We start from the raw sequence: 14,388 nt of genomic DNA, 5'->3' as shown, positions 1-14,388 counted from the left end.
TTCGTCCGCGGAAAGCGAGTAGATTCCATGACCATTTGAAAATCAACAATGGAATTTAACATAGCCTTTTGATTAAAAAAGTTGCCATAATTTTCACTTTTTTATATATTAAGCATATATCAAAAAAAATTGATTTAGGGGTGAAAGCTTTGAATAGTGAAATGTCGTTGATTGAAGTCAGCTTGGATAAAGCATTCGAAGAGTACGAAGCGAAATTTAAAGCTTTATCCGATAAAAAACGGCTCCATATCATGAACATACTGACAGAAAAGGGAAAGCTATGCGTTTGCGACTTGATTCCTCTCATCGATATGCCTCAGTCCAAACTTTCCTATCATTTAAAAATCCTATTGGATGCCGGACTAATTGAAAAAGAAACAAGAGGAACATGGAGTTATTATTCCTTAAACAACCAAGAAGTGGAACATCTATTGTCGGAGGAACTTTGTTGTCTATTACGAAGATAATGATTTATTAACCTATAAATCAAATTTTTTTGATTTTAAAGATAGGAGGAATGATAGATGGATAAACCTATATCTAAAGAGCTCCCTGTTGCTATTATTGGTGCTGGCCCGATTGGTTTAGCGGCAGCAGCACATTTAGCGGTGAAAGGACAGAAATTTATCATTCTGGAAGCCGGCACTGAAATTGCCGATAATATTCGAAAATGGGAGCATGTCCGATTATTTTCGCCATGGCCATATAATATGGATAAGGCTGCCAAGGAATTGTTGGTAAGACATAATTGGAAAGAACCAAATCAGGTTGACCTGCCAACTGGAAAGGAAGTCATAGCTCAATACTTGGAACCATTAGCTAGGTTGCCGGAAATAGAGCCATCCCTCTTTTTAAATACAGTAGTTGTCTCTATAAGCAGAAAAAATATTGATAAAATGAAAACGATTAATCGTGGGAATCAACCGTTTATACTTTTTGTGGAAAAAGAAAATTTAACCGAACGGATTGAAGCAAAAGCTGTTATTGATGCTTCAGGTACTTGGAGCCGCCCTAATCCCGTTAACTCTGAGGGTATTTGGACAAGTGAAGAAAAAGCCTTAAACGAACATATTTATTATGGAATTCCCAATCTGCTTGGTGAGAAAAACAGCCGGTATAAAGGGAAGCGTATAGCTGTAGTTGGGGGAGGCCACTCAGCGCTGAACACCTTAATTGAATTGGCAAAATTGAAAGAAAGTGATCCGCAAACTGAGCTGATTTGGATTATGAGAAAACGAAACGTTGAAGAGGCATATGGTGGAGAAGGAAATGACCAATTAGAGGCGAGAGGAGAGCTTGGAACGCGGATTCACCAACTTGTTCATTCAGGCATAGTTCATGTTATTACCCCATTCCATGTACAACAAGTCAAATCGCTGGGCGATAGCCTATTGCTTACAGGTGAAAATGAAGGGGAGATCAGAGAACTAAAAATGGATGAAATTATTGTCAATACCGGCAGCCGTCCGGATTTCTCGTTCCTAAGCGAACTGAGGCTAAGTATTGATCAAACAACCGAAAGCGTTGTAGGGATTGCCCCGCTTATTGACCCGAATGTACATAGCTGTGGCACCGTGCGCCCTCATGGAGAGAAAGAACTAAGACATAACGAAGAGGGGTTTTATATTGTGGGCATGAAAAGCTATGGAAGAGCACCTACCTTTCTTATGGCCACCGGATATGAGCAAGTGCGTTCGATTGCCGCCTATTTATCAGGGGATATAGAATCGGCAACTAAAGTGGAATTAGTTTTGCCAGAAACCGGAGTGTGCAGCACTAACAATTTAAGGGATCCAGAAAATAAAGGCTCCTCTTGTTGTACCCAGGTTGTTCATGAAACTCCGATTGTCTCATCGTGTGGAACATCTAGCGCTTCAAATGAAGCAGCATCCATACCTGTCAGCGTATCTTCATCTTGCTGTAAATAGTGGTCTAATATTAGGGGGTATCAAAATGAGAGTTCACCATAGTGGGAATTTGAGCTGTGAATTTTTTTCCGCATATGTAAATTTGGTTATTCGTGCAAGAGAATATACGATCGGCGAGGCTAAAGAGTTTACTTTTAACCGATTTTTTCAAGGTGATTCTACATCATTAGGAGAAATCACGTATGGGAACTTTATGAAAGCTATTAAACAATGTCTTTCTTATAAGTGAGAGGAGTGAAGTGGAAATGGGTGCTTCAGTAATAATCAGAGAGGCTCGAGCAGCTGATATCCAGTGTATATTGGATATTTATAATCAAGGAATTGAAGATCGTATCGCTACATTAGACACGGATAAAAAGGATATCTCATATATGACTGATTGGTTCAACAATCATCAAGGGAGATACAAGATACTCGTAGCGGAATATAATAACACGGTAGTTGGATGGGCATCGTTAAATCCTTATAATAATCGTTGTGCTTATTCAGGAGTAGCGGATCTATCTATATACATAGACAGAGAAGAGCGGGGGAAAGGAATTGGGAAGTGTCTTTTATCTTTATTAGAAGAAAAAGCAGTACAAAATGAATTCCATAAAATTGTGTTATTCACCTTCCCCTTCAATACATTAGGTCAAAGCCTGTACCAACGATCAGGATACCAGGTAGTTGGAGTTTTTAAAGAGCAAGGTATTCTGGATGGTCACTTTGTTGATGTGCTTGCGATGGAAAAAATAATAAGCTAAATAAAGGGCTAAAACAGCAGACTGTTTTGGCCCTTATTTGTTGTCTTAATAAACTCTTAACCGTTCAGTAAATATTTATCATAAGAAGGAATAACCTATCCCTTTTTAAAAGGTGTATGTCAGCCACCTTCAATACAAGTAGCGCTTGAACTCCCAACCTTCTTATTTAAATCATTAAGGAGTGCGGCAAGGGCATCCCCATCTATAATTTCCTGCAAGGATTTATCAGTAAGTGAAACGTCATATTCATCAAAAACTTCTTTAGTAGAATCCCAAACTTCTATAATCGCTTTTGGTGACATATTTCCCTGTATGACCATAGAGATACCCCCTTAGGTATTATTGTCGTGGTGCCCAGAGCATAACCGAAACCCCGATAATACAAATAACAGCACCTACCCAGTCGTATAAGTCAGGAGTTTTCTTGTCTATGCCCCAACCCCATAAAATAGAAAGAATTATAAAAATCCCGCCATAGGCAGCATACACGCGGCCAAAAGAAGGAAACGACTGGAATGTGGCAATAACTCCATATAAAGCTAATGTTAGTCCGCCTAACAAGCCTAAATAAACAGGTTTCCCCTCACGCAGCCACAACCAGATCAGATAGCCTCCACCAATTTCAGCTAATCCAGCAAGTAGAAATATAGCAATTGTATAGAACATGATTTCATCACTTTTTCTTTAGGCTCTGTTAAATTCCATTGTTGATTTTCAAATGGTCATGGAATCTACTCGCTTTCCGCGGACGAACTGGCAAGCCTCCTCACTCGTACCTCGCTGCGGGGTCTTGCCAGCCCGTTTTTCCGCAGGAGTCTCGCAGATTCCCTTCCCAAAAACAACATTATCGTTTAACAGAGCCTTTCTTTTAAAAGTTTCGTCATTGCCTGTAGTAATATAGTAACTAGTATACTACATTATCCCAATTGGAGTGTTCGAGAAAACCTTTTTCTTTCAGAAGGTTTTCTCATGTGAAATAGCAAGCGAACCTCGAATAATTTTAAAGACTTACATCCTACATTCGCAGTTGCATATATAAGCATATGCTTATAAAATGATAAGGTGAAAGTTAGCACGGATTTCGCACCTAATAATTCACTACTGATAGACTGGGGGTTAACCTATGCAAACTAAACAAGAGTTAGACCTGGATACAGCAGCAACTATACTCAAGCTCTTAGGTGATAAGACACGTTTAACGATGATTAAGATTCTGGAAGATCATGAGTGTTGTGTTTGTGAATTTGTGGCTCTGTTTCAGATGACCCAGCCAGCCATCAGCCAACATTTAAGGAAGTTAAAGGATAGTGGAATTGTCAAAGAAACAAGAAAGGGCCAATGGATCTTTTATTCATTAAACCATTCACATCCGTATTATTCATTTGTTCAAACCGTTATCTGTGACTTGCCAAGTCAAAGATATAAATTAGAGGAATTAGAAGCAAGTGGCAAGCGTATTTCTTGCGACTAACAACATGGAGGTAGACAATAATGTTTTCTGCGATTTTGGCCATTCTTATTTTTTTGGCCACATTAACGCTAGTCATCTGGCAGCCGAAAGGGTTAGGGATTGGCTGGTCGGCATGTGGAGGTGCTATTTTAGCTCTGCTTGTCGGTGTGGTAGATTTTAATGATGTACTAGATGTGACATCCATTGTATGGAATGCGACGTTAGCGTTTGTTGCCATTATCATTATTTCGCTTATTCTAGATGAAATTGGTTTCTTTGAGTGGTCAGCTTTACATATGGCACGTGCAGCTAAGGGAAATGGCGTCAGAATGTTTGTGTATGTAAGCATTTTGGGAGCATTAGTTGCTGCATTATTCGCAAATGATGGTGCGGCTCTTATTCTTACACCCATAGTATTAGCGATGGTCCGCAACTTGAATTTCAGTGAAAAAATGATCTTCCCATTTATCATGGCTAGTGGTTTCATTGCGGATACAACTTCCCTGCCTTTAGTTGTAAGTAACCTTGTAAATATTGTATCTGCAGACTTTTTCGGTATTGGTTTTGTCGAGTTTGCTTCAAGAATGATCGTGCCGAACTTGTTCTCACTAGCAGCGAGTATCTTGGTCTTATACCTTTTCTTCCGTAAGAGTATACCGAAGAATTATGATGTGTCAGACCTGAAAAAGCCTGTCGAAGCCATTCGGGATGAAAAGATGTTTAAATTATCCTGGATTGTATTAGGGGTTTTGCTTATCGGTTATTTTGCCAGTGAGTTCACAGGAATTCCTGTCTCCATCATTGCAGGTATTGTCGCTGTTTTCTTCCTGCTGATGGCTAGAAGAAGCCATGCCGTTAATACTAGAACTGTAATAAAAGGTGCACCGTGGGCCATTGTCTTTTTCTCGATAGGAATGTACGTGGTTGTTTATAGCTTACGAAATGAGGGGCTAACCGATGTTTTAGCTGCCCTCATTCAACGGACAGCCGATCAAGGTTTGTTCGCCGCCACGATTGGGATGGGATTCATTGCAGCGATCCTCTCATCCGTTATGAACAATATGCCAACCGTGATGATTGACGCGCTTGCTATTTCAGATACGAACACAACTGGTGTCATAAGAGAGGCACTTATTTATGCAAATGTAATTGGTTCAGATTTAGGGCCAAAAATAACGCCAATCGGTTCATTAGCAACATTGCTTTGGTTACACGTACTTTCGTTAAAAGGCGTGAAGATATCATGGGGTACTTATTTTAAAACAGGAATTATCTTAACCATTCCAACATTGTTCATTACACTTGTTGGACTGTATATATGGTTGCTTATTATTCATTAAACAAAGGAGAAAACAAACATGGCTAAGAAAACAATTTATTTTCTATGTACAGGGAATTCTTGCCGCAGCCAGATGGCGGAAGGATGGGGTAAAAAGTATTTAGGGGACGAATGGCAGGTCCTTAGTGCCGGGATTGAAGCACACGGCTTAAATCCAAATGCCGTTAAAGCAATGAAAGAAGTGGATATTGATATTTCGAATCAGACGTCAGATATCATTGACCCTGAAATCTTGAACAGTGCTGATTTTGTAGTGACATTATGTGGAGATGCAGCAGATAAGTGCCCAACGACACCGCCCCATGTAAAACGAGATCACTGGGGTTTTGATGATCCCGCAAAAGCACAAGGAACTGATCAAGAGAAATGGGCTGTATTCCAGCGTGTGCGCGATCAAATCGGGGAACGTATCAAACAATTTGCCGATACGGGAAAATAATCCAAAAGCCGGGGGATGTCCTCCCGGCAATTTTTTTAGACCTTTTTAACAAAAACATAACTCGTTTTATCATAGTTCATTTTCTCTTCATAAAAGCGGTGGGCATCAGCCCTTTGTAATCCAGATGATAACGAAACAAGATGATATCCATTTTCCTGTGCCCATTTATGAACATAAGAAAGAAGTTGTTCCCCATAATTTTTCGATCGTTGGTTTTGATCTGTTACCAAATCGCACACCCAAATAAAGCGGCCGTTGTACAAAGTAACCATTGGCATAAACCCCGTAACAGCAGCAATCTTACCCTCTTCAAATAGTGCAAACATTTTATAATCATCTTTTTCCTGTGATTCTTTCACTAAATCAAGGTAAGTTTTTTCGTCTAGATGAGTTCTTAGCTGCTTCATAACTGGAAAAGCTTGCTTCCATTCACTTTCATTAGTTAGTTCTTTTATTTTCATCAAATTTATTCCCCCTCTTATTTACAACGATTATATGGCAAATCTGAACATCCGTTAAGTTCCAGATTTGATATAATTGATGGTATCAGTTTGTGGAGGTGGAGCAGGTGTTTGAGATAACTCCTGACTTAGACAGATCCAAAAGTACATCATTATATATACAGCTTTACGAATACATAAAGAAGGAAATCCAAAGCGGCGGCATCAAGGCGGAAACAAAACTACCTTCCAAAAGAAAGCTGTCAAACCATCTTGGGATTAGCCAAAATACTGTCGAGGCTGCCTATCAGCAATTAAACGCAGAAGGATATGTAGAAACGAAATCACGAAAAGGGATATTCGTAAATAAATTGGAGGAAGATACGATTCTCTTCCAATCACCTGAAACACCATACATAAAAGAAGGAAATGATGAAAAGAAGTATAAAATTGATTTTAATCATGGGAAAGTTGATTTAGAACATTTCCCGTTTTCTATATGGAGAAAGCTGACACAGCAAAGTTTGTATTTCGAAGAACGTGAATTATTTTTAAGCGGAGAGCCCCAGGGTGAAGTGTTGCTTCGGGAGGAAATTGCAAAATACCTTTTCCAATCGAGAGGTGTGCGTTGCGCGCGGGATCAAGTGATTATTGGGGCAGGAACACAATATTTAATCGGACTGCTATGTTTGGTAATAGGCAAAGAACTTACCTATTCCATGGAGGACCCGGGTTTTCACAGAATCAGAACGGTGCTGGAAGACCAGGGAGTCGGGTTAAAGCACATACCATTGGATGAGGAAGGAATCAGCATCAGCCATTTAAAAGATAGCAATGCCCGGATTGTTTATGTAACACCCTCCCATCAATTTCCGAATGGAAACGTCATGCCCATTACGAGAAGAATGGAGTTATTGAAATGGGCGGAAGAAAAAAACGGCTATATTATTGAGGATGATTACGACGGGGAATTTCGGCATGTGGGTAAACCGATCCCTTCTCTCCAAGGACTGGATGCTCATGGCAGGGTTATCTATCTTGGGACTTTTTCTAAATCTTTAATCCCTTCTATCCGGATTAGCTATGTGATTTTGCCTCCTGATTTAGCTAGGAAGTATCATGAAAGGTTTCAACTTTATAAACAAACCGTTTCCCGGCTAAATCAAAACACGCTCTATCAATTTATGCTAGATGGTCATTGGGAGCGGCATTTAAATAAAATGAGAAATATATACCGAAGAAAACATACTGTATTGCTCTCATCAATTGAAAAAAATTTTAACAATCTAGTAACAATCATTGGCGATAAATCAGGATTGCATATTCTCTTAGAAGTTCACAACAACATGTCTGAAGATGAATTAATACGGACGGCTGCGATGAAAGATATTAGAGTGTATCCAACGACGATCTATCAACAAAACAAAGATAAAATCCAACAGCCAAAGATATTGCTTGGTTACGGTGGATTAACGGAGTTACAGATTGAAGAGGGCATTAGATTATTGAAAAAAGCCTGGTTCATATAACCGGAAAAGAGGCGAAACTATGATTAAGGCAGTTCTATTTGATCTGGATGGCACTTTGCTAAATCGGGATGCTTCTGTTAAAAAATTTATCGATAATCAGTATGATCGACTGAACAAATGGGTGGCTCATTTAAAAAAAGATGAATATTCTTCTAGATTTATCGAGCTGGATTGCCGGGGATATGTTTGGAAGGATAAAGTTTATCGCGAAATGGTCCGTGAATATGATATTCAAGGATTAACGTGGGAAATGTTACTTCAGGATTATTTAAATCATTTTAAGAGCAGCTGCATTGGATTTCCCAATCTAATCGAAATGCTAAATGAATTAAAAAGCAATTCGCTCCTTTTAGGCATGATTACAAATGGAAAAGGCCAATTTCAAATGGATAATATACAAGCTCTAGAGATTAAAGATTATTTTGATAGCATCTTAATTTCAGAATGGGAAGGCATTAAAAAACCGGACGCTGAGATTTTCGAAAGAGCTATGCGGAAGCTAAACGTATCGGCGGAAGAGTGCCTTTTCGTTGGAGACCATCCAGAAAATGATGTCAAAGCAGCACAAAATGCAGGGATTAATGCGATCTGGAAAGAAGATAAACAATGGACAAATGTCCAGGCTGATTATATTATTAATGATTTAATGGAGGTTCCTTTCATTATTAAGAATGTGTAGGGTGCTCTCAGCGATAAGCGGTCGACATTTTTATTATCGAGTTTTTGCAGTTTATTATCTGCTTTTCAGATTTATTATCAACTTTGGCCCATTATTTCCAACTTTTCCCATATATCGATTTGCCGACAAGAACTATCATTATTGACGCGATCTATTTAAATAATGCCGTACATGAAAAGAGGCTTATTTTACAAGCAGGGAAAAAATGTTTATAATATATCGTACAATACGATATATTCTGGAGGGTAAATAACTTTGGACATTCAATCAATAAATGAAGCTTGGACGGATATTTATTATTTACTGCATTACGAACATAAAGAAAATCTTACTCACCAAAACATTAGGTGCATGCAGACCATACATAAAAATCAATACGTAACGGTTCAAATATTAGCTAATGCAATGGGCATCTCCCATAATACGGCTTCTGAACACACAAAGAGATTATTGCAAAAAGGGTATGTGAGAAAATATAAGCAAGAAGGTGATAAGAGGGTCGTATATCTTGAACTTACTTCAGAAGGAAAAGAGGTATTAGAAAAGAACACGGAGCTGGATAAAGAAAAACTAAAAATGATTTTTAGAAAATTAAATGAAGAACAGCGCTCTCAAATTTATCACTCATTTGAATTACTGAGGCAGGTGGCTTTTGATGAATTTCGTCGTTAAGACAGTCATTTCAGCATTGATCATTGCCACCGTTACATTGATAGCAAAACAATACCCGAAATATGGAGGAATTATTGCAGCCTTGCCGCTAGTCAGTTTATTAAGCCTTTTTTGGCTATACGTACAAGGGGAACCAGCAAGTAATCTGGGGAATTTTCTCTTTGGTGTTTTATACGGATTGCCTGGCACGATTATATTGATTCTGATCGTAGCTTTTTCATTAAAAAATTCTTTACCCTTTTTACTATCTATTGCGTTGGGAGTCGGCGGCTGGATCATTTTTTTAAAATTACAAGGGTTTATCCTTAACCGCGGCTGTTAGAAAATGATGAGCTGATTTATATCTGGGGATTATAGAATTGTCCTACGGCTTAAAAGATTTTTAGGAATGGAGATATAAGAAACAGTATCGAAGAGCGGGATAAAATGTTTCAACACATTCTTGGTTCTGTTCATGGATTATAGAAGGTGTTCATTACGGGTGGGTCACACAAAGTTTTGAGCAAGCGGATTTGATTGTATACTTAGACACTCCCATTTGGAAAAGGAACTACTGGATTCTTAAAAGATTTATCATTCAAAAAGTCGGCCTTGAGAAAGGGAATTATAAACAAACTTTCTTAATGCTTAAAAACATGTATAGGTGGAACTATCTGTTTGAAAAAGAAAGCAGGCCTGAGGTATTAAAGATATTGGCTCAATATGAAGAGAAGCTTCTGATCTTGCAGGATAACACTGATATAAAGACGAATTTGATCATATAAAAATTATGGAGGATTATAGATGGATCACGATAAAAGGGTAAAAACTGAGGAAGCTATAGAAATTCTTGATAAAGTAAGAAAAATTTGCGTGGAATTCCCTGAAGTATCAGAGCAAGTTGATTCTTTTGGCCATACATCATTTCGTGTAAAAGACAAGCCTTTTGTGATGATGGGTGAAGGAGAGAGGGTTTCGATAGCTATCAAGACCCTTCCAGAAACCCAAGAGTTTCTTTTACAGAAGGAAGGTTTCTCTAAAACTCCGTATGTTGGCCAGCATGGATGGACTTCTTTCGATTTTACTGTTGTCCCCGACTGGGATGAATTGGAGAGTCTCATAACCGAAGGATACCTTCGAACTGCTCCTAAGCGGCTTGTAAGGTTTGTCCAAAGTTAGAACTCGAAAGGTTGACCTAAAGCAAATAGCTCTGCTGGACAGCATTCATAATCCTTTCATCCTCTATATGTGAAAAATGGACTTTTCAAATAACTATAAGTTAAAATGAGTACCTGAGCATATAACATATAACATTTTAATAGAGTAGTTTCAAGAAGGGATGAGAGGATGCACAGAAATCAGGAATTATATACATTCTTATTAGATAAATCCTGGAACTTGACTGAGGAATGGTATGAATCATTGGACAAAAGTGACCCCAAAGGAGTTTATGCTTCTACAGATCCCGAGACAGTTAAAGCAGTAAAACAACAAAATTATGAATTTCATTTACATTTTTGTAAGATCTTTGTTGAAGAAAAGTCCAAGCTCATTAAGGATTTTGAGAAATGGATCGTTGAAGTTGCGCAAGATGAGGAGCATATAAATACACCGGTTCAGTTTGTGATGAGAGAGTTTTTTAGAGTCCAGGAACAATATCTCGATTTTATTAAAGAATTTATTGCCATACACGAAGGGAAATACTCTTTGGAGGCAATTGAATCCTGGAATCGAATGATTGTGAAAACTTTTGGCGAAGTGATCCTGTGGTTCGTGGAAGAAAACCATAAATATTCACTACATAAACTACAAAGTCAGCAGGAATTAATAAATGAATTGAGCTCCCCTGTTATTACACTCAATAATAATGCCGCATTGCTTCCTTTAGTTGGCGATATTGATACCGCCCGTGCAAAATTCATGCTTGAAAATACGTTAGAGCAATGTGCCGAAAAAGGGGTTGATCAGCTTTATATTGATTTATCCGGGGTGGCTATAATGGATACAATGGTAGCTCACCAGATCTTTCAATTAATCGAAGCACTAAACCTGATTGGGGTAAAAACAACTCTATCGGGGCTCCGGCCGGAAATCGCCTCAACGGCTGTAAAGCTCGGACTTCCTTTCGAAAAAGTATCCATCAAATCCACACTGTCCCAAGCCATTGGTGCGCATAATTGAAACCATTGAAAATAGCATTTTTTCTTAACAAGCAATGACTGCGTTCATTGCTCTTTTTCTTTCCTTTACGTTTTATAAATCGGATTTCGGGTAATATAATGGCAAATAAAGTAATTTCGATAGGAGCATCGAAATGATCCAACGAGATGAATTATTCATATTTAAAAAAGAACTCGATAAGCTGTCCGTTGAATACTCCAATTGCCGAGATATTAATATTAAAAGGAAAATATATAAAGACATTCAGTTTTTAAGGGAGATTATAAGCCCGTCAGACCTTTAACAATTCTGTTCAATAGCATAGAAATAATTTTCTTATCTGTAAACAAAATAGTTGAAAGTCAAAAAAGGTCAGGTTATAATAATTTCACAAGGTCAAAGAAAGTCAAAGTCAAAACCAAGCAATGACTTTCCATCCATTGAACATAAATTAAAGGAGGAGTCACATATGAATTGTGAAAAGTGTCATAGTAATCCAGCAGCTATTTCGTTGCATGTCAGTGTAAATGGCCATCAACAGAGTTTTAATTTGTGCTCCACTTGCTATAAAGAAGAACGCAATAAAATGGGAGCAGCCATGGGAGGAATGAATATGGGACAACACAACGGCTTTCCTTTAGATGATTTCTTTAAATCATTTGGCCAACCTAACCATATGGATTCAGGCATTCAAAATAATAAAGCGAAACCTGCCGGGGGCGGTGGGCGCGGCGGTAATGGGTTACTTGACCAATACGGACGGAACCTTACCCAGCATGCAAAAGCCGGCCTTATTGATCCGGTTATTGGCCGTGATGAGGAAGTTAAGCGTGTAATTGAAATATTAAATAGAAGAAATAAAAACAATCCTGTGTTGATAGGGGAACCAGGTGTAGGTAAAACTGCAGTTGCAGAAGGGCTTGCATCAAAAATAGCGGAAGGCAATGTACCAGCTAAATTGCTTTCTAAGGAAGTCTATTTGCTTGATGTTGCATCCCTTGTTTCCAATACAGGCATCCGCGGACAATTTGAGGAGCGGATGAAGCAGCTAATTTCCGAATTACAGGAAAGAAAGAATACGATCTTATTTATTGATGAAATTCATCAAATTGTCGGTGCCGGTTCTGCAGAAGGGTCAATGGATGCAGGAAATATCCTGAAGCCGGCGCTTGCACGCGGTGAGCTTCAGCTTGTTGGTGCTACTACACTGGCTGAATATCGAAAAATCGAAAAGGATGCAGCTCTCGAACGCCGCTTCCAACCTGTTCATATTGATGAACCAACTCCAACAGAAGCATTTGCCATTCTGCAAGGCTTGAAAGAACGTTATGAGGCCTTCCATGAAGTTTCATTTAGTGAAGAAGCGCTTAAGGCAGCTGTTGAACTTTCACATCGTTACATCCAGGATCGTTTTCTTCCTGACAAAGCCATTGATTTAATGGATGAGGCCGGTTCTAAATTGAACTTGACCATCGAAGGCGCCCAAGAAGAGGATATTAAAGAACGCCTTGCTCAGATCAATAAGGAAAAAGAGCAGGCCCTTGCAAAAGAAGCTTATGAAGAAGCCGCTAAGCTTCGGGATGAAGAAGAAAGGCTTGAAGAAATGCTGAAAACAAACGAACAGGCAGTCCGCCCGATCGTTACAGTAGAGCACATTCAAGAGATTATCGAGCAAAAAACAGGCATCCCGGTAGGCAAGCTGCAGGAAGATGAACAAGCCAAAATGGTTCACCTGCAGGAAGAACTTTCTAAAAAGGTAATCGGCCAGGAAGAAGCAGTTAAGAAAGTCGCTAAAGCGATCCGCAGAAGCCGCGCCGGATTGAAGTCCAAAAACCGCCCGATTGGTTCTTTCCTATTCGTCGGACCAACAGGTGTCGGTAAAACGGAACTTTCAAAAACGCTCGCTGAAGAGCTATTCGGCTCCAAAGATGCTATGATCCGCCTTGACATGAGTGAATACATGGAAAAACACAGCGTTTCTAAGCTAATTGGTTCACCTCCTGGTTATGTTGGCCACGAGGAAGCAGGTCAGCTAACTGAAAAAGTTCGCCGCAAGCCGTATAGCATCATCCTGTTGGATGAAATTGAAAAAGCTCATCCTGATGTCATGCATATGTTCCTGCAAATTCTTGAAGACGGCCGCCTGACTGACAGCCAAGGACGTACCGTTAACTTCAAGAATACAGTGATTATTATGACTAGTAACGCAGGAGTCAGCGAGAAGAGAAAGGTAATGGGCTTCGGTACTAACTCAGCGGTGGAAGAGGCTACCATCCTCCAATCACTAGGAAATTACTTTAAGCCTGAGTTCTTAAACCGATTTGACAATATTATTGAGTTCTCTGCATTAAAGAAAGAAGATTTGCTGCAGATCGTTGATATTATGTTGAAAGATCTGTATGAAACACTATCTGCTGAAGGATTGGGACTCGAAGTAACTGTCGAAGCAAAAGAAAAATTAGCTGAGCTCGGTTACCACCCTGCTTTCGGTGCGAGACCGCTCCGCCGCAGCATTCAAGAGCATCTGGAAGATGGAATCGCTGACTTTATCTTTGAACAGCCCGAAGTGAAGAATTTTAAAGCGGTTATTGAAGAGGATAAATTGACAATTGTTGCTGAATAATCTTTATATGAAAATGCCTCCGTTGAAGTACGGGGGCCATTTTTATAGGTTATTGATCTGTTGAAAAACTGTAATCGAGTACAAATCCAGCTCATCGAGCACAAATCCGGTTCATCGAGCACAAATCTGGTTCATCGAGCACAAATCCGGTTCATCGAGCACAAATCCGGTTTATCGAGCACAAATCCGGTTCATCGAGCACAAATCCAGCTCATCGAGCACAAATCCGGTTCATCGAGCACAAATCCGGTTCATCGAGCACAAATCCGGTTCATCGAGCACAAATCCAGCTCATCGAGCACAAATCCAGCTCATCGAGCACAAATCCAGCTCATCGAGCACAAATCCAGTTCATCGAGCACAAATCCGGTTCATCGAGCACAAATCCGGTTCATCGAGCACAA

Annotated in this window: 16 protein-coding genes; 13 read left to right on the top strand and 3 right to left on the bottom strand. The window is 39.3% G+C overall.

Going from position 1 to position 14,388, the window contains the following annotated elements; all coding sequences use genetic code 11:
- Positions 1 to 161: 161 nt before the first annotated feature.
- From D0463_RS18470 to D0463_RS18455, 3 genes are all read left to right on the top strand, one after another.
- Positions 162 to 467, top strand: a complete 306-nt coding sequence (locus D0463_RS18470) for an ArsR/SmtB family transcription factor (RefSeq protein ID WP_117308820.1) — start codon at positions 162 to 164, stop codon at positions 465 to 467.
- 57 nt (positions 468 to 524) lie between these two features.
- The gene (locus D0463_RS18465) at positions 525 to 1,928 is read left to right on the top strand and encodes an NAD(P)-binding domain-containing protein (protein WP_117308819.1); all 1,404 of its coding nucleotides are present in this window, start codon (positions 525 to 527) and stop codon (positions 1,926 to 1,928) included.
- A gap of 245 nt (positions 1,929 to 2,173) precedes the next feature.
- Positions 2,174 to 2,674: an arsinothricin resistance N-acetyltransferase ArsN1 family A gene (locus D0463_RS18455; RefSeq protein ID WP_117308817.1), complete on the top strand. Its 501-nt coding sequence runs from the start codon at positions 2,174 to 2,176 to the stop codon at positions 2,672 to 2,674.
- 119 nt (positions 2,675 to 2,793) lie between these two features.
- Here the strand turns inward: D0463_RS18455 and D0463_RS18450 are convergent, their stop codons facing one another.
- Positions 2,794 to 2,994, bottom strand: a complete 201-nt coding sequence (locus tag D0463_RS18450; RefSeq protein ID WP_117308816.1) for a hypothetical protein — start codon at positions 2,992 to 2,994, stop codon at positions 2,794 to 2,796.
- Positions 2,995 to 3,013: 19 nt separating this feature from the next.
- Positions 3,014 to 3,340, bottom strand: coding sequence for a YnfA family protein (locus D0463_RS18445; protein ID WP_117308815.1), 327 nt, complete (start codon positions 3,338 to 3,340; stop codon positions 3,014 to 3,016).
- A 457-nt stretch (positions 3,341 to 3,797) separates the two neighbouring features.
- Between D0463_RS18445 and D0463_RS18440 the strand changes: the two genes are divergently transcribed.
- From D0463_RS18440 to arsC, 3 genes are read left to right on the top strand one after another with little or no spacing between them, the layout of a single operon-like run.
- On the top strand, positions 3,798 to 4,145 hold the full coding sequence (locus D0463_RS18440) for an ArsR/SmtB family transcription factor (RefSeq protein ID WP_117308814.1): 348 nt from the start codon (positions 3,798 to 3,800) through the stop codon (positions 4,143 to 4,145).
- A gap of 20 nt (positions 4,146 to 4,165) precedes the next feature.
- Positions 4,166 to 5,464, top strand: coding sequence for an arsenic transporter (locus tag D0463_RS18435; protein ID WP_117308813.1), 1,299 nt, complete (start codon positions 4,166 to 4,168; stop codon positions 5,462 to 5,464).
- Positions 5,465 to 5,482: 18 nt separating this feature from the next.
- Positions 5,483 to 5,902, top strand: a complete 420-nt coding sequence (gene arsC / locus D0463_RS18430) for an arsenate reductase (thioredoxin) (RefSeq protein ID WP_117308812.1) — start codon at positions 5,483 to 5,485, stop codon at positions 5,900 to 5,902.
- A gap of 35 nt (positions 5,903 to 5,937) precedes the next feature.
- On the opposite strand, the gene D0463_RS18425 is transcribed toward arsC, so the two are convergent.
- Positions 5,938 to 6,363, bottom strand: coding sequence for a GNAT family N-acetyltransferase (locus D0463_RS18425; protein WP_117308811.1), 426 nt, complete (start codon positions 6,361 to 6,363; stop codon positions 5,938 to 5,940).
- 107 nt (positions 6,364 to 6,470) lie between these two features.
- Between D0463_RS18425 and pdxR the strand changes: the two genes are divergently transcribed.
- The 7 genes from pdxR (at position 6,471) to D0463_RS18385 (ending at position 13,984) form a co-directional block, all read left to right on the top strand.
- Positions 6,471 to 7,871 carry a MocR-like pyridoxine biosynthesis transcription factor PdxR gene (gene pdxR / locus D0463_RS18420; protein ID WP_117308810.1) on the top strand — a complete coding sequence of 467 codons (1,401 nt, stop codon included), beginning with the start codon at positions 6,471 to 6,473 and terminating at the stop codon, positions 7,869 to 7,871.
- A 19-nt stretch (positions 7,872 to 7,890) separates the two neighbouring features.
- The gene (locus D0463_RS18415) at positions 7,891 to 8,550 is read left to right on the top strand and encodes an HAD family hydrolase (protein ID WP_117308809.1); all 660 of its coding nucleotides are present in this window, start codon (positions 7,891 to 7,893) and stop codon (positions 8,548 to 8,550) included.
- Positions 8,551 to 8,805: 255 nt separating this feature from the next.
- Complete coding sequence (locus D0463_RS18410) at positions 8,806 to 9,222, top strand: MarR family transcriptional regulator (protein ID WP_367946593.1); 417 nt, start codon at positions 8,806 to 8,808, stop codon at positions 9,220 to 9,222.
- A complete protein-coding gene (locus D0463_RS18405) occupies positions 9,206 to 9,544 on the top strand; it encodes a DUF3147 family protein (RefSeq protein ID WP_117308807.1) in 339 nt (112 codons plus the stop codon). Before D0463_RS18410 ends, D0463_RS18405 begins: the two co-directional genes overlap by 17 nt.
- 461 nt (positions 9,545 to 10,005) lie before the next feature.
- Positions 10,006 to 10,380 (top strand): MmcQ/YjbR family DNA-binding protein, encoded by a 375-nt coding sequence (locus D0463_RS18395; RefSeq protein ID WP_117308805.1) that lies wholly within the window; start codon positions 10,006 to 10,008, stop codon positions 10,378 to 10,380.
- Positions 10,381 to 10,548: 168 nt separating this feature from the next.
- Positions 10,549 to 11,382, top strand: a complete 834-nt coding sequence (locus D0463_RS18390) for an STAS domain-containing protein (protein ID WP_117308804.1) — start codon at positions 10,549 to 10,551, stop codon at positions 11,380 to 11,382.
- A 448-nt stretch (positions 11,383 to 11,830) separates the two neighbouring features.
- Positions 11,831 to 13,984 carry an ATP-dependent Clp protease ATP-binding subunit gene (locus tag D0463_RS18385; RefSeq protein WP_117308803.1) on the top strand — a complete coding sequence of 718 codons (2,154 nt, stop codon included), beginning with the start codon at positions 11,831 to 11,833 and terminating at the stop codon, positions 13,982 to 13,984.
- Positions 13,985 to 14,388: the final 404 nt, after the last annotated feature.

It is taken from the genome of Bacillus sp. V59.32b, from assembly GCF_003429085.1.
Lineage (GTDB): Bacteria > Bacillota > Bacilli > Bacillales > DSM-1321 > Peribacillus.
The sequence above is the reverse complement of the archived record's forward strand: the minus strand, read 5'-3'. Positions and strand labels throughout refer to the sequence as shown.